The organism is Flavobacterium sp. SORGH_AS_0622, from assembly GCF_030818825.1.
Taxonomy (GTDB): Bacteria; Bacteroidota; Bacteroidia; order Flavobacteriales; family Flavobacteriaceae; genus Flavobacterium.
Window position 1 is genome coordinate 216,787 of record NZ_JAUTAX010000001.1, and the last position, 18,747, is coordinate 235,533.

General features: G+C 33.2%; 18 protein-coding genes. 5 read left to right on the plus strand and 13 right to left on the minus strand.

Going from position 1 to position 18,747, the window contains the following annotated elements; translation table 11 throughout:
* Positions 1-54: 54 nt before the first annotated feature.
* Both QE431_RS00960 and QE431_RS00965 read right to left on the minus strand, forming a co-directional pair.
* Positions 55-762 (minus strand): ABC transporter ATP-binding protein, encoded by a 708-nt coding sequence (locus QE431_RS00960; RefSeq protein ID WP_057115876.1) that lies wholly within the window; start codon positions 760-762, stop codon positions 55-57.
* A 145-nt stretch (positions 763-907) separates the two neighbouring features.
* A complete protein-coding gene (locus tag QE431_RS00965) occupies positions 908-2,149 on the minus strand; it encodes an efflux RND transporter periplasmic adaptor subunit (protein WP_307291735.1) in 1,242 nt (413 codons plus the stop codon).
* Between the two features lie 159 nt (positions 2,150-2,308).
* On the opposite strand from QE431_RS00965, the gene QE431_RS00970 reads away from it, so the two are divergent.
* Positions 2,309-3,673, plus strand: coding sequence for a sigma-54 dependent transcriptional regulator (locus QE431_RS00970; RefSeq protein ID WP_307291737.1), 1,365 nt, complete (start codon positions 2,309-2,311; stop codon positions 3,671-3,673).
* Positions 3,674-3,809: 136 nt separating this feature from the next.
* On the plus strand, positions 3,810-5,135 hold the full coding sequence (locus QE431_RS00975; RefSeq protein WP_307291739.1) for a PAS domain-containing sensor histidine kinase: 1,326 nt from the start codon (positions 3,810-3,812) through the stop codon (positions 5,133-5,135).
* Between the two features lie 196 nt (positions 5,136-5,331).
* On the opposite strand, the gene QE431_RS00980 is transcribed toward QE431_RS00975, so the two are convergent.
* From QE431_RS00980 to QE431_RS01000, 5 genes are all read right to left on the minus strand, one after another.
* On the minus strand, positions 5,332-5,658 hold the full coding sequence (locus tag QE431_RS00980; RefSeq protein ID WP_057115886.1) for an MGMT family protein: 327 nt from the start codon (positions 5,656-5,658) through the stop codon (positions 5,332-5,334).
* 193 nt (positions 5,659-5,851) lie between these two features.
* Entirely contained in the window at positions 5,852-6,490 is a 639-nt protein-coding gene (locus QE431_RS00985) for a LysE family transporter (protein ID WP_057115888.1), read from the minus strand.
* Between the two features lie 42 nt (positions 6,491-6,532).
* Complete coding sequence (gene trmB, locus QE431_RS00990) at positions 6,533-7,210, minus strand: tRNA (guanosine(46)-N7)-methyltransferase TrmB (RefSeq protein ID WP_307291743.1); 678 nt, start codon at positions 7,208-7,210, stop codon at positions 6,533-6,535.
* Between the two features lie 196 nt (positions 7,211-7,406).
* The gene (locus QE431_RS00995; protein ID WP_057115893.1) at positions 7,407-8,789 is read right to left on the minus strand and encodes an ammonium transporter; all 1,383 of its coding nucleotides are present in this window, start codon (positions 8,787-8,789) and stop codon (positions 7,407-7,409) included.
* 262 nt (positions 8,790-9,051) lie between these two features.
* A complete protein-coding gene (locus QE431_RS01000) occupies positions 9,052-9,540 on the minus strand; it encodes a nuclear transport factor 2 family protein (RefSeq protein ID WP_307291744.1) in 489 nt (162 codons plus the stop codon).
* Between the two features lie 239 nt (positions 9,541-9,779).
* On the opposite strand from QE431_RS01000, the gene QE431_RS01005 reads away from it, so the two are divergent.
* A complete protein-coding gene (locus QE431_RS01005) occupies positions 9,780-10,439 on the plus strand; it encodes a hypothetical protein (protein WP_307291745.1) in 660 nt (219 codons plus the stop codon).
* A 77-nt stretch (positions 10,440-10,516) separates the two neighbouring features.
* Here the strand turns inward: QE431_RS01005 and QE431_RS01010 are convergent, their stop codons facing one another.
* The gene (locus QE431_RS01010) at positions 10,517-10,831 is read right to left on the minus strand and encodes an HPF/RaiA family ribosome-associated protein (protein ID WP_134139063.1); all 315 of its coding nucleotides are present in this window, start codon (positions 10,829-10,831) and stop codon (positions 10,517-10,519) included.
* 330 nt (positions 10,832-11,161) lie between these two features.
* Between QE431_RS01010 and QE431_RS01015 the strand changes: the two genes are divergently transcribed.
* Entirely contained in the window at positions 11,162-11,395 is a 234-nt protein-coding gene (locus QE431_RS01015) for a hypothetical protein (RefSeq protein WP_307291747.1), read from the plus strand.
* A 47-nt stretch (positions 11,396-11,442) separates the two neighbouring features.
* On the opposite strand, the gene QE431_RS01020 is transcribed toward QE431_RS01015, so the two are convergent.
* The 3 genes from QE431_RS01020 to QE431_RS01030 all read right to left on the minus strand — a co-directional run bounded on the left by QE431_RS01020 (position 11,443) and on the right by QE431_RS01030 (position 15,240).
* Entirely contained in the window at positions 11,443-11,910 is a 468-nt protein-coding gene (locus QE431_RS01020; protein WP_281867211.1) for a hypothetical protein, read from the minus strand.
* Positions 11,907-12,671 (minus strand): HNH endonuclease, encoded by a 765-nt coding sequence (locus tag QE431_RS01025; RefSeq protein WP_281867212.1) that lies wholly within the window; start codon positions 12,669-12,671, stop codon positions 11,907-11,909. Before QE431_RS01025 ends, QE431_RS01020 begins: the two co-directional genes overlap by 4 nt.
* 94 nt (positions 12,672-12,765) lie before the next feature.
* Complete coding sequence (locus tag QE431_RS01030; RefSeq protein WP_307291750.1) at positions 12,766-15,240, minus strand: AsmA-like C-terminal region-containing protein; 2,475 nt, start codon at positions 15,238-15,240, stop codon at positions 12,766-12,768.
* A 243-nt stretch (positions 15,241-15,483) separates the two neighbouring features.
* Between QE431_RS01030 and trxA the strand changes: the two genes are divergently transcribed.
* Positions 15,484-15,801, plus strand: a complete 318-nt coding sequence (gene trxA, locus QE431_RS01035) for a thioredoxin (RefSeq protein WP_012023423.1) — start codon at positions 15,484-15,486, stop codon at positions 15,799-15,801.
* A 92-nt stretch (positions 15,802-15,893) separates the two neighbouring features.
* On the opposite strand, the gene QE431_RS01040 is transcribed toward trxA, so the two are convergent.
* Positions 15,894-17,984, minus strand: coding sequence for an ATP-binding protein (locus QE431_RS01040; RefSeq protein WP_307291764.1), 2,091 nt, complete (start codon positions 17,982-17,984; stop codon positions 15,894-15,896).
* Entirely contained in the window at positions 17,981-18,688 is a 708-nt protein-coding gene (locus tag QE431_RS01045) for a LytTR family DNA-binding domain-containing protein (RefSeq protein ID WP_307291766.1), read from the minus strand. Before QE431_RS01045 ends, QE431_RS01040 begins: the two co-directional genes overlap by 4 nt.
* Positions 18,689-18,747 lie beyond the last annotated feature (59 nt).

An 18,747-nucleotide genomic window follows, 5' to 3' on the forward strand; every position in this document is an offset into this window, starting at 1 on the left:
GCCAGCTCTACCAGAGCTACGAGTGCAGTAACAATAATTTTAATCATCATTTAATTATTTAGCATCCATAAAAACATCAACATTACGTTGGTTTAATTTCTCAGAAAATATAACTCCGTCTTTCATGTGAATCGTTCTTTGCGAAAAAGAAGCATCATAATCAGAGTGGGTAACCATCAAAATTGTAGCGCCTTTAGCATGTAAATCGGTTAAAAGTTCCATCACTTCATTACCATTTTTACTATCTAAATTTCCAGTTGGCTCATCGGCCAAAATAATTTTCGGATCATTCACCAAAGCTCTTGCTACGGCAACTCTTTGCTGTTGTCCGCCCGAAAGTTGCTGCGGGAAATGTTTCAAACGATGAGAAATATTCAGTTTCTCGGCAATAGCTTCAATTTTTTGTTTTCTTTCAGAAGCTTTTACGTTGTTGTAAAGCAACGGTAATTCGATATTATCATAAACAGAAAGTTCATCGATTAAGTTGAAGTTTTGAAAAATAAAACCGATATTTTCTTTTCTCACCTTAGCTCTTCCTTTTTCCTTTAGACCAATCATTTCCTGATCTAATAATTTATAGCTTCCGTCGCTCGCGCTATCCAAAAGTCCGATGATATTCAATAGAGTTGATTTTCCGCAGCCCGAAGGCCCCATAATTGTTAGAAAATCTCCTTTTTTTATTTCTAAATTAATTCCGCTTAAAGCAGCAGTTTCGATTTCTTCTGTTCTAAAAACTTTGGTTAAATTCTGAATTGTGATCATAATTTTTTAGGTTTTGAAATGTTATTAAATACGTTTTTTGATTGATGATTGAAACGATGATTTTTTTGTTTTTTTGTTGTTTCAAGTTTCAAGTTTCAGGTTTCAGGTTGGTTGGCGGCGTGAAACCTGAAACTTGAAACAAAAATTACTTCTCAAGCGAAAGTTCCTCGATATCTTTATAATCAGAATAAGAAGAAGTAATTACAGATTCGCCTTCTTTTATACCTTCTAAAACTTCATAGTAAGCAGGATTTTCGCGTCCTAGTTTTATATTTCTTCTTTCGGCTTTATTTCCTTTTACTACAAAAATCCATTTTCCTGCTGTTTCCTGATTAAAACTTCCTTTTGGAATTACAAGGGTTTTGTTCTTTTCAGATAAAATTAGTTTCACGCCAAAGCTAAGTCCGTCTTGCAGTGCAATATCTTCTTTTGAAGTAAAAACCAATTCAACTGTAAAGTGGCCGCTTTTTACTTCTGGGATAACTTTGGTAACCAAAACCTCAAGATTTTTTCCTTTGTATTCAACCTGGCCTTTTAAGCCTTCTCTAATTTTTTCTAAATAAAACTCATCAACATCGGCAGAAAGTTTGTAACCGCGTTTTGAATCGATTTTTCCAATGCTTTCCCCAGCTTGAAAAGTTTTTCCTAAAACAGGTTCAAAAGAAGTTAATCTTCCAGATTCTGGCGCTGTGATTAAAAAATTCTTTTTGTTGTTTCTAAGGATTTCCAAACTTTTCTCCATAGTTTGAATCGAACGATTAATTTGAGAAATCTGAATTTGATTGGTTTGTTTCTCTTTTTGAATACTCTGCTGAATCGTTCTTTTGCGTTCTTCCTGAAAACGAAGACTTTCCTTAAAAGTATTCCAATCGTTTTTCGAGATTACATCTTTGGCAAACAATTTAGCGTTTACATCATATAATCTTTTGGCGTCATTGTAATCATGTTCGATTAAAACAAAATCTTTGGTTAAATTTAGTTCTTGATTTCGGATATTTAATTTCCCTGTATTTAAGTTGTTGATTTGTTCGATAATAGCCGTTTCCTGAGTCAAATAATTCAATTCTGTATTCGGATTGTATAAACGAGCAAGCGATTGCCCTTTGGTCACCATTGCACCATTTTCTACAAAAATTTCTTTTACAGAACCACCTTCCGTAACGTTTACAAGCATTACATTTAAAGGTTCAACTTTTGCCTGAAAAACAACAAAGTCTTCAAAAAAAGCTTTTTCAGCTTTTTGAATGACCAATTCTTCAGTTTTTACATTTAAAGTTCTTTTGGTGTTAAAAGCAAAAATGATGATTACCGCCAAAGCTAAAAAAACAGCAATTGCTATTGCGAGATATCTAAATTTTTTACTTTTACGAGGAATTATCTTGTCCATTTTTTTAATATTTTACTGATAATCAATAGGTAAATACTGTGCCATAAAATTTATTATTTGTAAAGTCTTGATTTTAAAGAAGCTTTTAAAACCGCTTAGAAAAACTAGTGTTCGATAATGAACAGTTGACCGTTCGGAAGCGGACAGAAAAAATACCACATGAGAAAGAAACAAGCCCAAATATTAGTTGTAGACGATCAGGAAGAAATTCTTTTTTCGGCAAAAATGATTCTTAAAAAGCATTTTGAGACGATTTTTACAACAAATAGTCCCAAAAAAATCATTTCAATTTTAAGCGAAAATGAAATAAATGTGGTTTTGCTTGACATGAATTACCGAATTGGTTTTGAAGATGGGAGGGAAGGAATTCATTGGCTGAAAGAAATTAAAACACTTTCCCCGCAGACTATTGTGATTTTAATGACAGCTTTTGGTAAAATTGAAACGGCTGTAGAGGGAATAAAAATTGGAGCTTTTGATTATGTTCTAAAACCTTGGAACAATGAAAAACTCTTAGAGACGATTGATAAAGCTGTAGTTGAAAGCAGAAAGAACAGCAAGAAAACATCTTTGGATAAAAATGAAAAAACCGAAAAGAAATACTTTGTAGGAACTTCAGTCAAAATAAAACAAGCCTATTCCATAGCTGAAAAAGTAGCTAAGACGGATGCCAATGTTTTGATTTTAGGTGAAAATGGAACTGGTAAATATGTTTTTGCCGAATTTATTCATCAGCATTCTGAAAGAAAAAATCAGCCTTTTGTACATGTCGATTTAGGTTCGTTAAGTGATAATTTATTCGAAAGCGAGCTTTTTGGTTATGCAAAAGGAGCTTTTACAGATGCAAAAATTGACACTCCTGGACGTTTTGAAAACGCTTCAAACGGAACGATTTTTTTAGATGAAATAGGAAATATTCCGCTTCATCTTCAGGCTAAATTACTTCATGTTTTACAAACTAAAACCGTTACGCGTTTAGGCGAAAGCAAACCCAGACCTTTAAATGTACGTGTTATTGCCGCGACCAACAGCGATATTAAAGCCGAAGTAAAGAACAAAACTTTTCGCGAAGATTTATTGTATAGAATAAATACTATGGAAATAAATCTGCCATCCCTGCGCGAAAGAAAAGACGATATTGTGCCAATGGCAAATTTTATCCTGCAGCAGATTGCAGAAAAATACAATCAAGGTCCCGACGCTTCTGAATGGCATTTTGATGACAATGCGGCTCCATATTTAGAGCGATATCCTTGGAAAGGAAACGTTCGTGAAATGGAAAATAAGATCGAACGAGCTTTAATTTTATCTGAAAACAATACAATTTCTGTAATCGATTTGGATATTCTAGATTTTGAAGAAATTCAGGAAAACGATGAAAATCCGTTGTCTGAAATGGAGAAAAGCGCAATCGAAAAAGCATTATTTAAACATAACGGAAATATTTCTAAAACAGCCGAAGAACTAGGTTTGTCACGCGCCGCCCTGTATCGAAGAATCGAAAAATACGATTTAAAGAATTAGACTTAAATTAAGTTTTGCCACAGATTTAGACGATTAAAAATGATTATTATATGCTGCGCGGTTTAGATTTAATTTAGGTTGATGATTAAGATCAATCTTTTTAATTCTTAAAATCTATGGCAAGAAAAAATAAAACATGAAGAATTGGAAATTTTATAACGCTTTGTTTGTAAGGGTTTTGTTTGTCATGATTCTTTTTTTATGCAGTGTTTTGCTGCTTTACAAAGGATTTCGATTCAATGCCATTTTAGTTGGTTTTTTTGTATTGATTTTTCTGTTCGAAATGTACTTTTTTGTCAAGAACCAATTATTGTTTTATGACAAAACGATAAACTCCATTTTGCACAATGACTTTTCTACGCATTTTCAAGAAGAACATAAAAAAGACAATTTCAAGAGTTTATATCTTTTGTACGATACTTTAAAAGTTCAAAAACAGGAGCAGACTTCAAAAGAATTGATTTATCGTTCGATATTAAACAGTATCGATACTGCAGCTTTAATTTTAGAAAAAGACAATGATACTTGGTCGATTTTTATAATGAATGACTGCTTTTCGAACTTATTCAAAGTGCCGAAAGTGAGTCATTGGAAATATCTAAAAAATTATATTCCTGCGCTTTGCAGTGAAATCGAAAATGTTGGTTTTACAGAACTAAAAACCGCTATTTCGATAAAAATTGAAGATCAAGATCTGCAGACTTTTATGCTGCAGACTTCGCATACATCAACGTATGATAAAGAATATTTTATTATTCTATTAGACAGCATTCAGCGTGTTATTGAGAAAAAAGAAAAAGAAGCATGGATTAATTTAATGAAAATCATTTCGCATGAATTAATGAATTCCTTGACTCCGATTCGGGCGCTTTCACAGAATTTACTTCACATTGTAGATCAGGAAAAGCTCGAAGAAGATGATTTTGAAGACATTAAAAGCAGTATTTCGACCATTATAAACCGGAGCGATCATTTACAGGTTTTTGTTGAAAATTATAGAAAACTAGCAATGCTTCCGACACCAAATAAACAGATGACGCCTATTAATGCATTGTTTGAAGATTGTCTGCGAATCATGAGTCCGATTTTGAAAGCAGAAGGCATAGAATTGGTTAATGAAATCAATAGTTCCCGTTCTATTTTGATAGATAAAAATCAAATGGAGCAGGTGATTATTAATTTGATTACCAATAGTATTCATGCCTTAAAAGAAAAAACAGAAAAGAAATTAATACTTTCCAGCTATACCGAAAACAATCGCTTCTTTATTGTAATTTCTGATAATGGTAGAGGAGTAGATCCCGAAATTAGAGATAAAGTTTTTCTTCCATTTTTCACAACCAGAAAAGATGGGGCAGGAATTGGTTTAACGCTTTCTAAAAATATCATCGAAGCACACGGCGGTTATTTAAGCTACCAAACCGATGAAGAGAAAACAGATTTTGTTATTTGCTTGATTTGATTTTTTTGAACCATATAAGATATAAGTTCATTTAAACGTTGCGTATAAATTTTACGCATTTATTGGTATTTAATCGCGCAAAGACGCAGAGTCGCAAAGGAAAACTTAAAAAGGAAAACTTAGCGACTCTGCGTCTTTGCGCGATTAATTGATAAAGTAAAGCAAGCTTAAAAAGAACTTATATGGTTCAAAAAACTTAAAGTTCGACTTCTGGTTTCCAAAAGTGTTTTTCTAAATCTACAATTTGGTTATTGACAACTTTAATTCCTTCGTTCTCTAAAAGCTGCTGCATTAAATTCGTTCCGTCAAAGTGATGCTTTCCTGTTAAAAGTCCTTTTTGGTTTACAACTCTGTGAGCTGGAACATCGTCCATATTATGGCAGGCATTCATTGCCCAGCCAACCATTCTGGCAGAACGGGCGGCTCCCAAGGCTTTTGCAATTGCACCATAAGAGGTTACTTTTCCGTACGGAATCTGTCTTGCGATTGTATAAACTCTTTCGAAAAAATTTTCCTCAGCCATGATTTTATCATTTTTACCACATATTAAACTACAAGTTTCACGCAGATTTTAAAGATTTAAGCAGATTAAAATTGAAACAAAACTTAATTAATCTGCAGTATAAATATCTGTTTGAATCTGCAAAATCTCCGTGAAAAATTATTCACCACAAAATAGAAAATCATTTTAATCCTTTCAATCTGTGGCTATAAAATTAACCGAAATAATAATTTAAAATATTAAAAAGTGTTACAATTGCAACCAAGCCCGTAATGCTTCCAATGATAGTATTCATATTTCGCATCAGGTAATCGGTTTTCTTTTCAATTCTGCCGAAGAAGGCAATATAGCTGTATAAAACGGCAAATGAACCTATTACCGAACCGAGCACAAAGGTAAAAATGATATTGTTTTCGAATACAAAAAGATGGTACGAAGCCAAAGTGACACTTACCACAACATAATAAGGAATTGGAAAAAAGTTTAAGCTCGAAAGCAGCATCCCGAGGAAGAATCGGCTTTTTTTACTACTCTTCTTTATTTTTGATTTTTTCTTGGTTATCGGATCTTTTGCAATAAACAAAAAGTAAATTGTAAGTATAGAAAATATAACAAAACCTACTTCGCGCAAAAGCGTTACCACATCTGGGCGGTTGTCAATTACACGAGCAAATAAAACAGCTACATAAACTTGGAAAAAAATCACCAAAACCGCACCAATAACAAACCAAAAAGCATTCTTTTTTCCTTCTTTCAAGTTTATTTTGGCTGCTGTCATGTTGATTAATCCTGGTGGAATAATCCCAATAGCGGCGGCAATAAAACCTGAAAGTAATGGAGTAAGATATACCATTCAGTTGTTTAAGTGGTTAAAAGATAGTTTTCAGAACTAAAATTAGTCTTTAATTTTGAAACGAATATACGTAATTGCCTTGTTAATTTCTAAATATTGTTTCTCATAAAATGTCTGGATTGAAGTTACAACTTCTGGGCTTCCTTCATTTTTGTAAACATTATGATTAGCATATAAAACTTCGTGGCCTTCACCATGAAGCAATCCAAGCGTATATCCGTGCATAAATTCGCTGTCGGTTTTAAGGTTTACGACACCGTCTTTTTTCAGGATCTTTTTGTATAATTTCAGGAACTCAGAATTCGTCATTCTGTGTTTGGTTCTTTTGTATTTGATCTGCGGATCTGGGAAAGTAATCCAGATTTCGTCTACTTCATTTTCAGCAAAAATATGATCGATCAATTCGATTTGAGTACGTACAAAAGCAACATTATGCAAACCGTTTTCAACAGCTGTTTTAGCACCACGCCAGAAACGCGCGCCTTTAATGTCAATTCCGATAAAATTTTTGTCTGGGTATTTTTCAGCTAATCCAACAGAATATTCTCCTTTACCGCATCCTAATTCTAAAACTAAAGGATTATCGTTTTTAAAGAAATCAGAATTCCATTTTCCTCTTAAAGGTATTAAATCGCCAACAACTTCTTCTCTGGTTGGTTGAAAAACGTTTTGAAATGTTTCGTTTTCTCTGAATCTCTTAAGTTTATTTTTACTTCCCACTTTTACAAAAATTTTCCGCAAAATTAAGGAATATAAACGAATGGATAAGATGTAATTGCGGTTTAAATTTTATCAGCAACGAATTTCTATGAAGTATATTTTGTTTTGCCACGAATTTCACAAATTTTAACGAATCAATTTTAACTGAGTGCGAAAAGAAATTAGTGAATATTAGTGAAATTCGTGGCAACAAATATTAACCGTAATGAGGCTCTGTAATTGGTTTAGATTTTGGATCTAAAGTTTCGTCGTGTTGTGATAAATCCAGTCCGATGTGTTCTGACTCCTCAGAAACCCTTAACGGAATAATGAAATTGGTTACTTTAAACAAGAAATAAGCTCCGAAGAAAGTAAAGATTGAAACCAATACCAATGCCATCATGTGATGTCCAAAAACATTCCAGCCTCCGTGAAGTAAACTAGCATTTTCTCCGTGAGCAAAAATAGCCGTTAAAATCATTCCCATAATTCCACCAACACCGTGACAGGCAAAAACGTCAAGCGTATCGTCAAATCTTTTTGAATATTTACAATTTACAGCCGTGTTAGAAACCAAAGCCGTTACAAATCCGAAGAACATACTTTCTGGTACAGAGATATATCCCGCAGCAGGGGTAATCGCCACAAGACCAACAACAGCCCCGATACAGGCACCTAATGCAGAAACTTTTCTTCCGTTCATTCTGTCAAAGAAGATCCACGTTAACATTGCGGCTGCAGATGAGGTTGTAGTAGTTGCAAAAGCCATAGCGGCTGTTCCGTTGGCAGCAAGAGCAGATCCAGCGTTGAAACCGAACCATCCAAACCAAAGCATTCCAGTTCCTAATAATACAAATGGAATATTGGTTGGAATATGCTGGCTGTTTTTTCTTTTTCCTAAAACAATAACACCAGCCAAAGCTGCAAAACCAGAACTCATGTGAACTACAGTTCCTCCAGCGAAATCTTTTACCCCAAAATAGCTTCCTAAAACACCTGTCGGATACCAAACGGCGTGACATAAAGGAGCGTATATAAAAATGGTAAATAAACTAATGAAAACTAAATAAGAAATAAAACGAACACGTTCTGCAAATGAACCCGTGATAATCGCAGGACAAATGATGGCAAATTTCATTTGAAACAAAGCAAAAAGCATAAACGGAATCGTATTTGCCAATTGTTTATGAGGCAGAACCCCAACATAATCCATAAAAGCAAAAGTTGTTGGATTTCCGAAAAAGCTGTAAAAATGATCTCCAGAACCAAAACCAACCGGCTCTCCAAAAGCAAGACTAAAAGCTACCACAACCCATAAAAGCGTTACAACTCCTAGGCAAATAAAACTTTGAAGCATAGTTGAAATTACATTCTTTTTACCAACCATTCCGCCATAAAAGAAAGATAATCCAGGAGTCATGATGAGTACCAGACAGCTTGAAGTAAGCATCCAGGCAACATCGGCAGGAACAATATGATCTGTAGTTCCAAATTCTGATAGGACATAACTATTTTCTGTTACTGTTGGCCAAAATGCACCTATCGTACATACGACACTGATCATGATAAAGGAAATAATCCAGCGTTTTTCTATTTTCATTTTTAAAATACTTTGTTAACCCTATTTTTTTTGGGGTCAAAGTTAAAAAAAAATAAAGATTCTTGTTTTGAAGGCTGTTAAAATAGAGGTGCGGGCTTTATTTTGGTTGATTTTTTAAAATAAGGGGTCTTTTTTTGACAGTCTCCTATTTTAAAGTTACAAAAAAGTATCGTTTTTGCCGAATTTATTAAAATTAATTTCTCAATACGTTTCGTAAAGTGCTATAAAAGTTATGTTTATAATAAGAAAAGCCTAAAATGTTTTATTTCTTTTGAAGCTTTGCTATTAAAGCATCTTCAATTGGAGATTTGATTTTGGTTACAGCATCAACTTCGTCATTCGGAATAGTCATGGATAAAACATAATGCTGGATTTTCCATTCTTTACCCACTTTTACCAAAACTCCAGAGCCACGACAGATTTTCATTTGAGTGTCCAATAATTCGTCAAACCAAGCTAATTTTCCAGTTTTGTCAAAAAAGATATGACGTTCTAATGCTTTAAAATTCCATGTTGTTCCTTTATCGAAATATGGTTTTGCCCAAGTTTTAAAATCCTTTTTCTGCCAATTTTCGGTTGCATCAGTTCCGATATAAATAGCATCTTCTGCCAAAGTATTGAAATAAGCATCAAATTTTACGTCGGCAGCGGCTTTGTGCCAATCATCTAAAGTTTGATTTATTTTGTCTTTCTCAATTTGAGCATTTGCAAAAGAAGCAACGAATAAAAGAAATAAAAATGTTTTTTTCATGAGATGTATTATTTGAGTTTAAAGGTATTAATTTTTTTGAACCATATAATTGATATAAGAAAGTGGAAGTTTTTATAATTCTGGTTTCACGCAGATTTTAAAAGAGTCTAAAAAAATCTCTTTAAATCTGCTGAATCTGCGTGAAACAAAAAATCATTACAATAAATTATGTTACATTTCTTATATGGCGTAATCACGAAAAAACGATTATATTTGAGAGATTTTTAAATACCGCCCCAATGAATCCAAAAATACTTATAAGTTCACTCGCTATAGCTTCTCTATTATTTGTTTCTTGTAAAAAAGAATTAGAGCCTCAAGAAAGTACAGCAACCTCTGAATTGGTAAGGTTAGGACTTGCAAAAGATACTACAAAAGCTGCAGCACCGGTTGTACAAACTCCAGCAGCAAACCCTAATACAGTTTTGAGCGATACAAAAGGACTGAACCCAGCACACGGACAGCCAGGACACCGCTGTGATATTGCTGTTGGAGCACCTTTAAATTCTGCGCCAACACAACAAGTACAAGCGACTCAAGGACAAACTGTTCAAGTAAATCCGACTCAACAAAAGGTAGTTACAACAACAGCTACGCCAGTTAAAGTTGCCAAAGGAATGAATCCGCCGCACGGACAGCCAGGACATAGATGTGATATTCCAGTTGGAGCGCCGTTAAATTCGCCTACAGCAAAAACTACTGCAGCAACTCCAAATACAGCACAAAGCGGATCGGTTTCTCAAAGTTTTACCGTAACACCTCCGCCATCAAATGCAGTTCCGGCATTGTTAAGTACAGAAAGTACCGATAACGCAGTAGCAGACGGACTAAACCCAGCACACGGAAAACCTGGACATCGCTGCGATATTGCAGTTGGAGCTCCGCTGCCAAAGTCATAAATCAGTAATCGAATTGATATAAAACAAAAAGGACGTTTCATTTGAAACGTCCTTTTTTATAGAAATAAGCGCAAATATTAATGTGCTTTTATTTTTTCGAAAGTTGTAGTTAACGATTTTTTGACTTTTGCCAAAGCGCCGCTGAATGCTTTTTCCAGTGTATCAGCGTGTTCTGTAACAGTGATTGGCTGTAATTTTACAGGACGAACTTCGATTACGCATTTTTTGTCTTGCAGACTGAATTTTTCTCCATTTTCATCTCCAAAATGAACTTCTATTCGGGTAATTTTATCTTCAAAACGAGCTAAACCTTTTTCTAATTCTGCAGAAAAGTAACTTTCTAATCTTGCATGTCCATCAATGTTCTTGTCGGTGTTGATTTGTACTTTCATAACGGATTATATTTAATGATTGTTTCTCAAATCTATCCATTTTAGAAGGAAAAGCCAAGTGAGTTAAGGAAATATTATGAATTTTCGGGAGATTTATTTTTCAATTTTGTAATTTAGATTGCGACTTAGAATCAACAAGTTTTAATAAAGAAAAAACCTACAATTTATTTTTTGTTTTCGTATGTTTGTAGTCCTCAAACTTTCAGACTATGAAAACAATTAAACTTTTGCCCGCGTGGTATGCTGGCGGTCTTGGAAACAACCGCAGCGCTCTGAAAGGCGTAGGACAGCTAACCCTTGCGGGTTTTATATTCTCTAAACTTTCAGACTATGAGTACAAACACCCTTTCAAAAGAAACAGAATTAAGGTTAACTGAATTCTTCAACAATTCTATTGATGCCAAAAGTATGGCAAAAAGCATTCGACAAGTAAATTATATTCTTGCCTTAAATGTAATGCACGAAACTGAATTTTTACAGCAAGAAAATATCAGCCTGGATGAAAGCTTTTACTGGCTGAATAAATTGGCGGAGATTTTAGATCCTTATTTAGATGTTGAATAGAAATTAAAAAAGCCACTGGGAAGTGGCTTTTTAATTATATACTATTACTAGTTTTCTGGGTAAATAGTATTGAAGTAGTTTTCGAAAGCTTTACATAATAACTCTTTATCAATTTCTAATAATTCTTTTCTAACATTCGACCCTTTGATATACTTCTTATCATTTTCGGAAATTTCTTCACCATCAAGTTTTTTTGTTAAAATGTTGCTAAGTAAAACACTATTGCATTGATAGTATCTTGGATAAAATTTCTCAATAAATGACCAGTAATCAAATTTATCTTCTTCTTTTTCTTTTACAACTTTATGATTATTCTCTTCAAATTCTTTTATTACTTCAAATTCTAACCAGCCAACTGCTTCAGCCATTCCTCTATAAAAGGCATTCCTTTCTGATTGAGTTTCAAAAGTGTATTTTTTTACATTAATCACCTTTTCGAAATCATCAAAGGATTGATTGTTATAATATTTTGTTATTTGCTCTTTGCCAAAAATTATTTCTGTTATAAATTTCATTTTTTAAAAATTGTTGTTTGATGAAAATCTAAATATTCTTTGGAGGGAAGGAATCTGTCAGGTAAAAGGATTGATTTATTTTGATACTTTAAAAAGAAATCTTCTACAGCATTATCAAATTTATAATCGCTGAAGTACTTGGAGACTTTTATTTTATAATCGGTTGTAATAGTTATGAAGCCTTTATCGAAAGCTTTATCATGAATTGAATTTATACAAACTCCATTATGAGGATTTAATCTAATTTTGTCATCTTTAGCCCAGGGAATTATATGGCTTGCAACAAGGAAATCTGGAATTGATAATCCTGTTATGCAACATTTAGAATTGTATGATGAAAGAATTGTTGAGCGAAAGAAATTCTGATTGACTCTTGCTTTTATAATTGCTTCTCTCTCTTTGCCTAATGGTAAATTATCGAGATCAATTTTTGAAGTTTTTTCAATAGGTTTATTTGCAAAATTAGAAATAATTAATTCACTTTCGTAGCCGAGATTTTCCCAATTGCTACTAAATTCATCCCAAACGATTTTATCAAGTTTACTTGCGTTCGCTAATCCAACAATTCCTTTTGCTTTTAATTCTAAATCGAAACTTCCAAAGTTTCCGATTTTCATTTTTAAGGAATTAGCGCTTCTGCCTATGATCTTAGAGATCCGGATTATCTCAGGATGATTTGATGAAACTCTATTAAATGGAATTTTGCAATACGTATTTAAGGCTACTACTGTTTGTTCTCGAGTCCAATTTTCTACTGCCATGAATTATTACTTGTATTATTTATCTCACGTAAAAATATAAAAATATTTAAGTGCTCTTTGAAATCTATAAAAAGACTTTTTTCAAGAAAAAAAATTACCCCTTATCCTTCTTCCCCCACTTAATCTTCATTTTCCCATCATTATCATAGGCAATCAAATGGAGTACAATTCCGCGTTCGCGAACGGCTTTTCGTTCTTCTTTAGTAGAAAGACTGGCGTCGTTTTTGGAATTTCGAAGCGGAATCGTAAGCGCTAGATTTGTGCCTCGGCCGAAAGAGTAAATTCCGTCTATGTCAAAGTTTAAGACGCTCGAGCTTATGGTTAATTTATTAATGTCGATTTGCTCTCCGCGAAGATTAAGCGAACCCGATAAGTCGCTGAAAGTAATATTCTCAACATCACGTCGCGGAAAAGCAAACTTGCCAATTTTTACAATAGGATCAAAGTTGAGCAGCGCACCTTGATTGACATTAAAATCTAATTTCCCTTTCATGGAGTTGACAATCAAATCGCCTTTGCTGTTCATTAAACCCATAACATTAGCATTGCTCGTTAGGCGGCCGCGAATATTTTTTGGACTAAAAGATTTGATTCCGAAGTTGTTGAAAGACCTTAAAAAACTCGCAATATCTACACGACTTACTTGAGCTGTCGAACTAAAAATATATTGGTTTCCACTTGGCTGAATGGCCCCATTAAAGGTAATACTGCCGCCAGAAGTCTGTAAAGTTCCATTTTTAAGAAGCAATTTAGAATTCAGCATTTGCAATGTTGCTTTTGTGTTGGTTGCGGTAAGTGAACCGTAAGTAATTTTATCGGCTTTTAGATTAATCACCGCAGTACATTTCTCGATAACCGATTTTAGCTGATTCGTAAAATTGACATTTTTCTTTTTTACTTGTTTTTTCTGAGCCATTTTTTGAGATGGAGAATTTTTCAAAATGCCTAAAAACTGTTTGACATCAATATTCGGGCAGTAAATATTCCAGTTTACGACCATTTTTTCTGGCGCGTCATAGTACAGATTCAGAAAATTATCGATTCTTCCGTCAATGCGGATGATGTTGTTTTTATGTTTGTAAGCTATTTTCTTGATATAAAGTGCTTGTTCTGTAAACGATAACTGCACAGCCGTTTTTTCGGCATGAATATTTTTCGGAATATAATCAAATGTGGCGTTATCGATAGCTACTTCGCCCGTAAAACGCGGTTTGTTAATGTACAAATCGACAATATCAAATTGAAAATTTAAATTAGCTTTTGCATGTCCGCTTTCAAAATGCAGTATTTTTTCATTCGTCATTCCGTTAAGTTTTGAAATGTCAAAATCAGAATTTACAAATCCAGTTGCAATTGGTTTTTCCAGATTATTGATAACTGCCTGAGGAATCTGTAGTGGAATATTTTCATAATCGGCTTTAAAATGGGTTAAAATAATCGCCGAGTTCGGATCGCTAAAACCTTTTTCGGGTTTGAAATTATTCGTAAATATTCCTTTGAAACTGCAATTGGTAAACAAGCCATCGGGAATTGTAAGTTCGTTATTTCTAATATCTGCCTGAACCACAATTTTGGGATCTCCTTCAACATTCAGATCTCCTTTAATATCACAGTTAACTTCGATCGGTTTTTTTAAATCAAACTGATTGAGTTTGGAACTGATATTTCCCGACAATAAATTAGAAGCATTTTTCCATAAAATATTAGTTTCAATATTGATTCCGAAAAGCGAATTTTGTTTTCCGATATTAAAAAAAGCCACAATATCAAAAGCATCAGAACCAATTTTAAGTTTCTGGGTTTTAATATCTATTTTTTGATGTTCTTCAGAATAGGAAATATCAAAATTACCTTCGAGCATTTTTTCTTTGGCAAAACTTCCATGAACTGTATTAAAAGCAAGACTATTAATTTTTGTTTTTAAAAATAAATTAGTGTGCCAGTTTTCATCGTCATACTCGACTTTTGAATCTAAGTCTGCTACATGAAAATCAAATAATTTATGACCCAAATGATTATCAATAATGACATGAACATTGTTGAGGTTTACTTCATCAATCGTTGTTTCGGGTTTTTCTTTATTGGTTTCTGTTTTTTTCTTTTTCGGCTTAAAGATGTTTACGTTGGAATAACCATTTTCGGCTTTGTAAATATAAATTTGAGCATCGTTAATTAGAATTTTATGAATGTTGATTTCGTTGTGCAGTAAACTCCAAATATTTAAACGAGCTTCTATTTCGTTGGCTTTTAGTAAAGTATGTTTATGACTTTGCCATTGATTGTCTTTTATTTCTACTTCTTTTAAAGCCAAAGTAAAATTCGGAAAACCAGTTAAGAACTTATAATGGAAATCGGTAACGTGAAATTTTCCATTAATATTTTCATTGATTTTATGATTGACTTTAGCAATAATTTCGGCTTTATTTTGATTGAAATAAAGAGACAAGCAGCCGCAGGCAATTAAAAGTATTGCGACTAACCCCAGAATAAAAAATCCAAACCGTTTGGCATATTTTTTAAAAGGATCAGACTGAAGAAATGTTTTTATTTGAAGTAAAATTTGCTGCATTTAGATTAAATCTTTTGGAGTATTAAAGATACTACAAAAAATATTAACATTTTATTAGTTTGGTTTTCAGTTTAATATGTCGTAAATTGAGATATCAAAAAACATTCTAGAGTTGATAATAAATGACAATACATTTATAATGAAAACTAATTTAGTAATCGTGTTTGATTTGTTTTAAATTTTTAAATTTGTACTGTAGTTTGAAAGTTAATCATTCAAACATAATTTTAATCTTAATATATTATGGCATTAGCAATAACAGATGCTACTTTTGATGAAGTAGTTTTGAAATCAGATAAACCAGTAATGGTAGATTTTTGGGCAGCATGGTGTGGTCCTTGTAGAATGGTTGGTCCAATCATTGACCAATTAAGCGATGAGTACGCTGGTAAAGTAGTTGTTGGTAAAGTAGATGTAGATGCTAACCAAGAATTTGCTGCAAAATATGGTGTGCGTAACATACCAACCGTTTTGGTTTTTCATAACGGTGAAGTAGTAGGAAAACAAGTAGGAGTTGCTCCTAAACAAACCTACGCAGATAGTTTAGACGCTTTATTGTAATCTTTAAAAGGTTACGATTGATATAAAAAAGGTTTGACGAAAGTCAGACCTTTTTTATTGGATTTTTTTGGCAGAATTTTTCAAAAATAAAACTATGTATCTATGTGTTTAAAAACAATAGTAAAAGTAGTTCCAGCATCTGGTTTAGAATTCACTTCTATTTTACAATGAATAGCCGTTGCTAAATCGCGAATTAAATGCAGACCCAAACCAGATTTGATTCCGATAACTTCAGATTCGTCGTATAGCGCTTTAAATTTTTCCTGCGTTTCACCCGGTCCATTATCAGTAATTGAAAGATAAGTTTTTTGATTTTCCTGCCATGCTTTCCAGATGATTTTTGCATTCGGAGTTTTGTCTAAAGCTTTAATGGCATTTCCAGTAAGATTTCGAATAATGGTTTTTAAATAATTTTCGTCTGTTTCTAAAATGATATTTTCTGGATTTTCAAATACCAGTTCAATATTTTCTATACTCGAAAAATGTTTTTTAGTTTCTTCAAATAAAACATTGATTTCGGTTTTTCTAAATTGAGGTTTAAAGTTTTCCATCTGTCCTTTGCTCCAAAGCAGAATATCTTCCATCGATGATAATAAATTTTCGGCGCCGGTTGTAATTTTATGCTGCATTCTGATTGCAGTTTCTTCGTCGATTAACTCGGGATTTTCTTTTTGAAGATGCAGAAAATGAATCAAGTTGGAAACTGGACTTCTCAAATCATGATTTAAAATACTAAAAAATCTCGCTTTGATTTTGTTCGCTTCATCCAATTCTTGGTTTAAAGCCTGAAGTTTTAAATTGGTTTTCTTTCTGTTTTGATTTTGTTTGAATAATAATAACCCGATAATACAGACCAAAGTAATTCCAGAAATTAAGAAAATGCGCTGTATTTTGGCATCTTCAATTTGAATATTTTTGATTGTATTCTCCGTAGAAAGATATTTGATTTTCTGCTGTTTTGTTTTGTTCTGATAACGAGCTTCGGCATTTGCAATATTCTGTTTAGCAGACTGTGCCATCATTTCGTCATTGTTTTTGCTGTAGATTTCGTTATAAAAATAAGCTTCTTTCCATTGCCCCAGCGCGGCATAACTTTGAGATAGCTTTTTATTAATCATTACAAAAGACTCTTTGTCGTATTTCAAAGCCTTTTCAGATGCTTTTTTCAATACTTCAATGGCCTTTTTATATTCTCCTTTTTCGTTTAAAACCTTTCCGAAATTGGTATTTGCTTCCATTATAATATCCGGATCATTCGATTTTTGAGCGTAGAAAACAGATTTTTTTGCAAAATTATAAGCTTGATTTATTTTGCCTTCGTCTGCAAAATGCTCCGACATGCTTCGATTAGCAAAACTCAAATTGATAAAAAGAGAATCTTTTGCTGTTGGATAAGTATATACTAAATTGTAATATTTTCGAATGCTGTCTTTTTGCTTTAAAGCAACATAGCTGTGCAGGTAATAGTTGCATAAAAAAGCACTTACATACGGAGAGTTTTTTACATACGGTTTGGCTTCGTTAAAATATTCGATAGCCTTTTTAAACTGCTTCATTTTAGTATAAGCGCTCCCAATTTGAAGATAGGATATTCCTATGTTTTCAGTACTCGCTATGTCTCTTTTAAGCAGTTTTTTGTATGAAATCGCCTTTAATTGATAATCAATAAAAGTTTCATATTCCGAGTTATTCTGGTAGTATTCGGCTATACTCCCGTTTAAAACAGATTTTGTGTAGTCGCTTTTTGTGGTATCCACAACTCGTTTAATATATTGTATCAAAGATTTGCCCTTCACAGTATCCTGAACGGAATAATAAACATAATTAAGACGCATCAAAGCAGTGGTCTCGGTTTTTAGATGTCTGGCTTTGCGGGCGTACTTCCAGGCAATTTCATAATTTTCTAAAGCTTTCTGATATTGATTGTTGGTAAATTCATATCCGAGTCCTCTTTGAATATAAAACCGGCTTAAATAAGCATTATGATTTTTAGCGAGCGAAATTCCTTTTTCTGCCGCAGTTATGAGTTTAGGATAATCTTCTGCATCAAAGATTTTTCTAGTGTATGCAAGCCAAATTTTAAGTTTCTCATTTGTCGTGCTGTAACGTGCCAAATTAGGTTCCTGCTGTGCAAAAGCATTCCAACTTATAAATAAGAGCAGCAAGAACTTGAGATTTCTCATGCAATTAAATTTAAGTTTTCTTTGTAACTTCTTCCAATTGGTATTACGGCATTATTATTCAAGATAATTTCGGTTGAATTTATCTTTTGAACATATTGTTTCTGGACGGCATAACTTCTGTGGATACGCACAAAAGATTGAAAATGATCTTCTTTCAAAAGATTTCCAATGCTCGAAAGCACACAATGTCTTTTTCGTTCTGTAACTACCAAAGTGTAATCTTTTAAAGCTTCGAGATACAAAATCTCATGCAGCTTAACTTTGGTCTGTTCGTGGCCTTCTTTTATATAAATGGTATCACCGCCAATGCTGGCTTCAAACAAAGAAGCTTTGAGTTTAATTTCCATAAACTCTTCAATACGATTTACAGTTTGTGTAAAACGATCAAGTTTTAAAGGTTTTACGATAAAATCAAGAGTTTCAATCTGGAAACTTTCTACGGCATGTTCAGGATGCGCCGTAATAAAAACACAAACTGGAATTTCGAGAGCTTGTTTTCTAAACTCAATTCCGTTTAAACCCGGCATATCAATATCCAAAAACAAGATATCGATTTTCTCTTTCTCTAAAAATGGAACAGCATCTTCAGCCGATTCAAAAACGCCTAAAATATCCAGAACAGGGAACTTCTTAGCATAAGAAACTGCTGTAAGTCTATCAATTTCGTCATCATCAACAATAATACAAGTGTATTTTTTCATCATTCAAACTTAATTTATGTTGTCTGTCTATTTAAAATGTTGTTCGTCTATTGGCTGTTTTT

Bases quoted from the DNA above. Each gene is read 5' to 3' on its own strand.
- QE431_RS00975 (WP_307291739.1), top strand. From the start codon at position 3,810: ATGAAGAATTGGAAATTTTATAACGCTTTGTTTGTAAGGGTTTTGTTT.
- QE431_RS01045 (WP_307291766.1), bottom strand. From the start codon at position 18,688: ATGATGAAAAAATACACTTGTATTATTGTTGATGATGACGAAATTGAT.
- QE431_RS01040 (WP_307291764.1), bottom strand. From the start codon at position 17,984: ATGAGAAATCTCAAGTTCTTGCTGCTCTTATTTATAAGTTGGAATGCT.
- QE431_RS00995 (WP_057115893.1), bottom strand. From the start codon at position 8,789: ATGAAAATAGAAAAACGCTGGATTATTTCCTTTATCATGATCAGTGTC.
- QE431_RS00965 (WP_307291735.1), bottom strand. From the start codon at position 2,149: ATGGACAAGATAATTCCTCGTAAAAGTAAAAAATTTAGATATCTCGCA.
- QE431_RS01010 (WP_134139063.1), bottom strand. From the start codon at position 10,831: ATGAAAGTACAAATCAACACCGACAAGAACATTGATGGACATGCAAGA.
- trxA (WP_012023423.1), top strand. From the start codon at position 15,484: ATGGCATTAGCAATAACAGATGCTACTTTTGATGAAGTAGTTTTGAAA.
- QE431_RS01025 (WP_281867212.1), bottom strand. From the start codon at position 12,671: ATGGCAGTAGAAAATTGGACTCGAGAACAAACAGTAGTAGCCTTAAAT.
- QE431_RS00985 (WP_057115888.1), bottom strand. From the start codon at position 6,490: ATGGTATATCTTACTCCATTACTTTCAGGTTTTATTGCCGCCGCTATT.
- QE431_RS01005 (WP_307291745.1), top strand. From the start codon at position 9,780: ATGAATCCAAAAATACTTATAAGTTCACTCGCTATAGCTTCTCTATTA.
- QE431_RS01015 (WP_307291747.1), top strand. From the start codon at position 11,162: ATGAGTACAAACACCCTTTCAAAAGAAACAGAATTAAGGTTAACTGAA.
- QE431_RS00970 (WP_307291737.1), top strand. From the start codon at position 2,309: ATGAGAAAGAAACAAGCCCAAATATTAGTTGTAGACGATCAGGAAGAA.
- QE431_RS01000 (WP_307291744.1), bottom strand. From the start codon at position 9,540: ATGAAAAAAACATTTTTATTTCTTTTATTCGTTGCTTCTTTTGCAAAT.
- QE431_RS01030 (WP_307291750.1), bottom strand. From the start codon at position 15,240: ATGCAGCAAATTTTACTTCAAATAAAAACATTTCTTCAGTCTGATCCT.
- QE431_RS00980 (WP_057115886.1), bottom strand. From the start codon at position 5,658: ATGGCTGAGGAAAATTTTTTCGAAAGAGTTTATACAATCGCAAGACAG.
- QE431_RS00960 (WP_057115876.1), bottom strand. From the start codon at position 762: ATGATCACAATTCAGAATTTAACCAAAGTTTTTAGAACAGAAGAAATC.
- QE431_RS01020 (WP_281867211.1), bottom strand. From the start codon at position 11,910: ATGAAATTTATAACAGAAATAATTTTTGGCAAAGAGCAAATAACAAAA.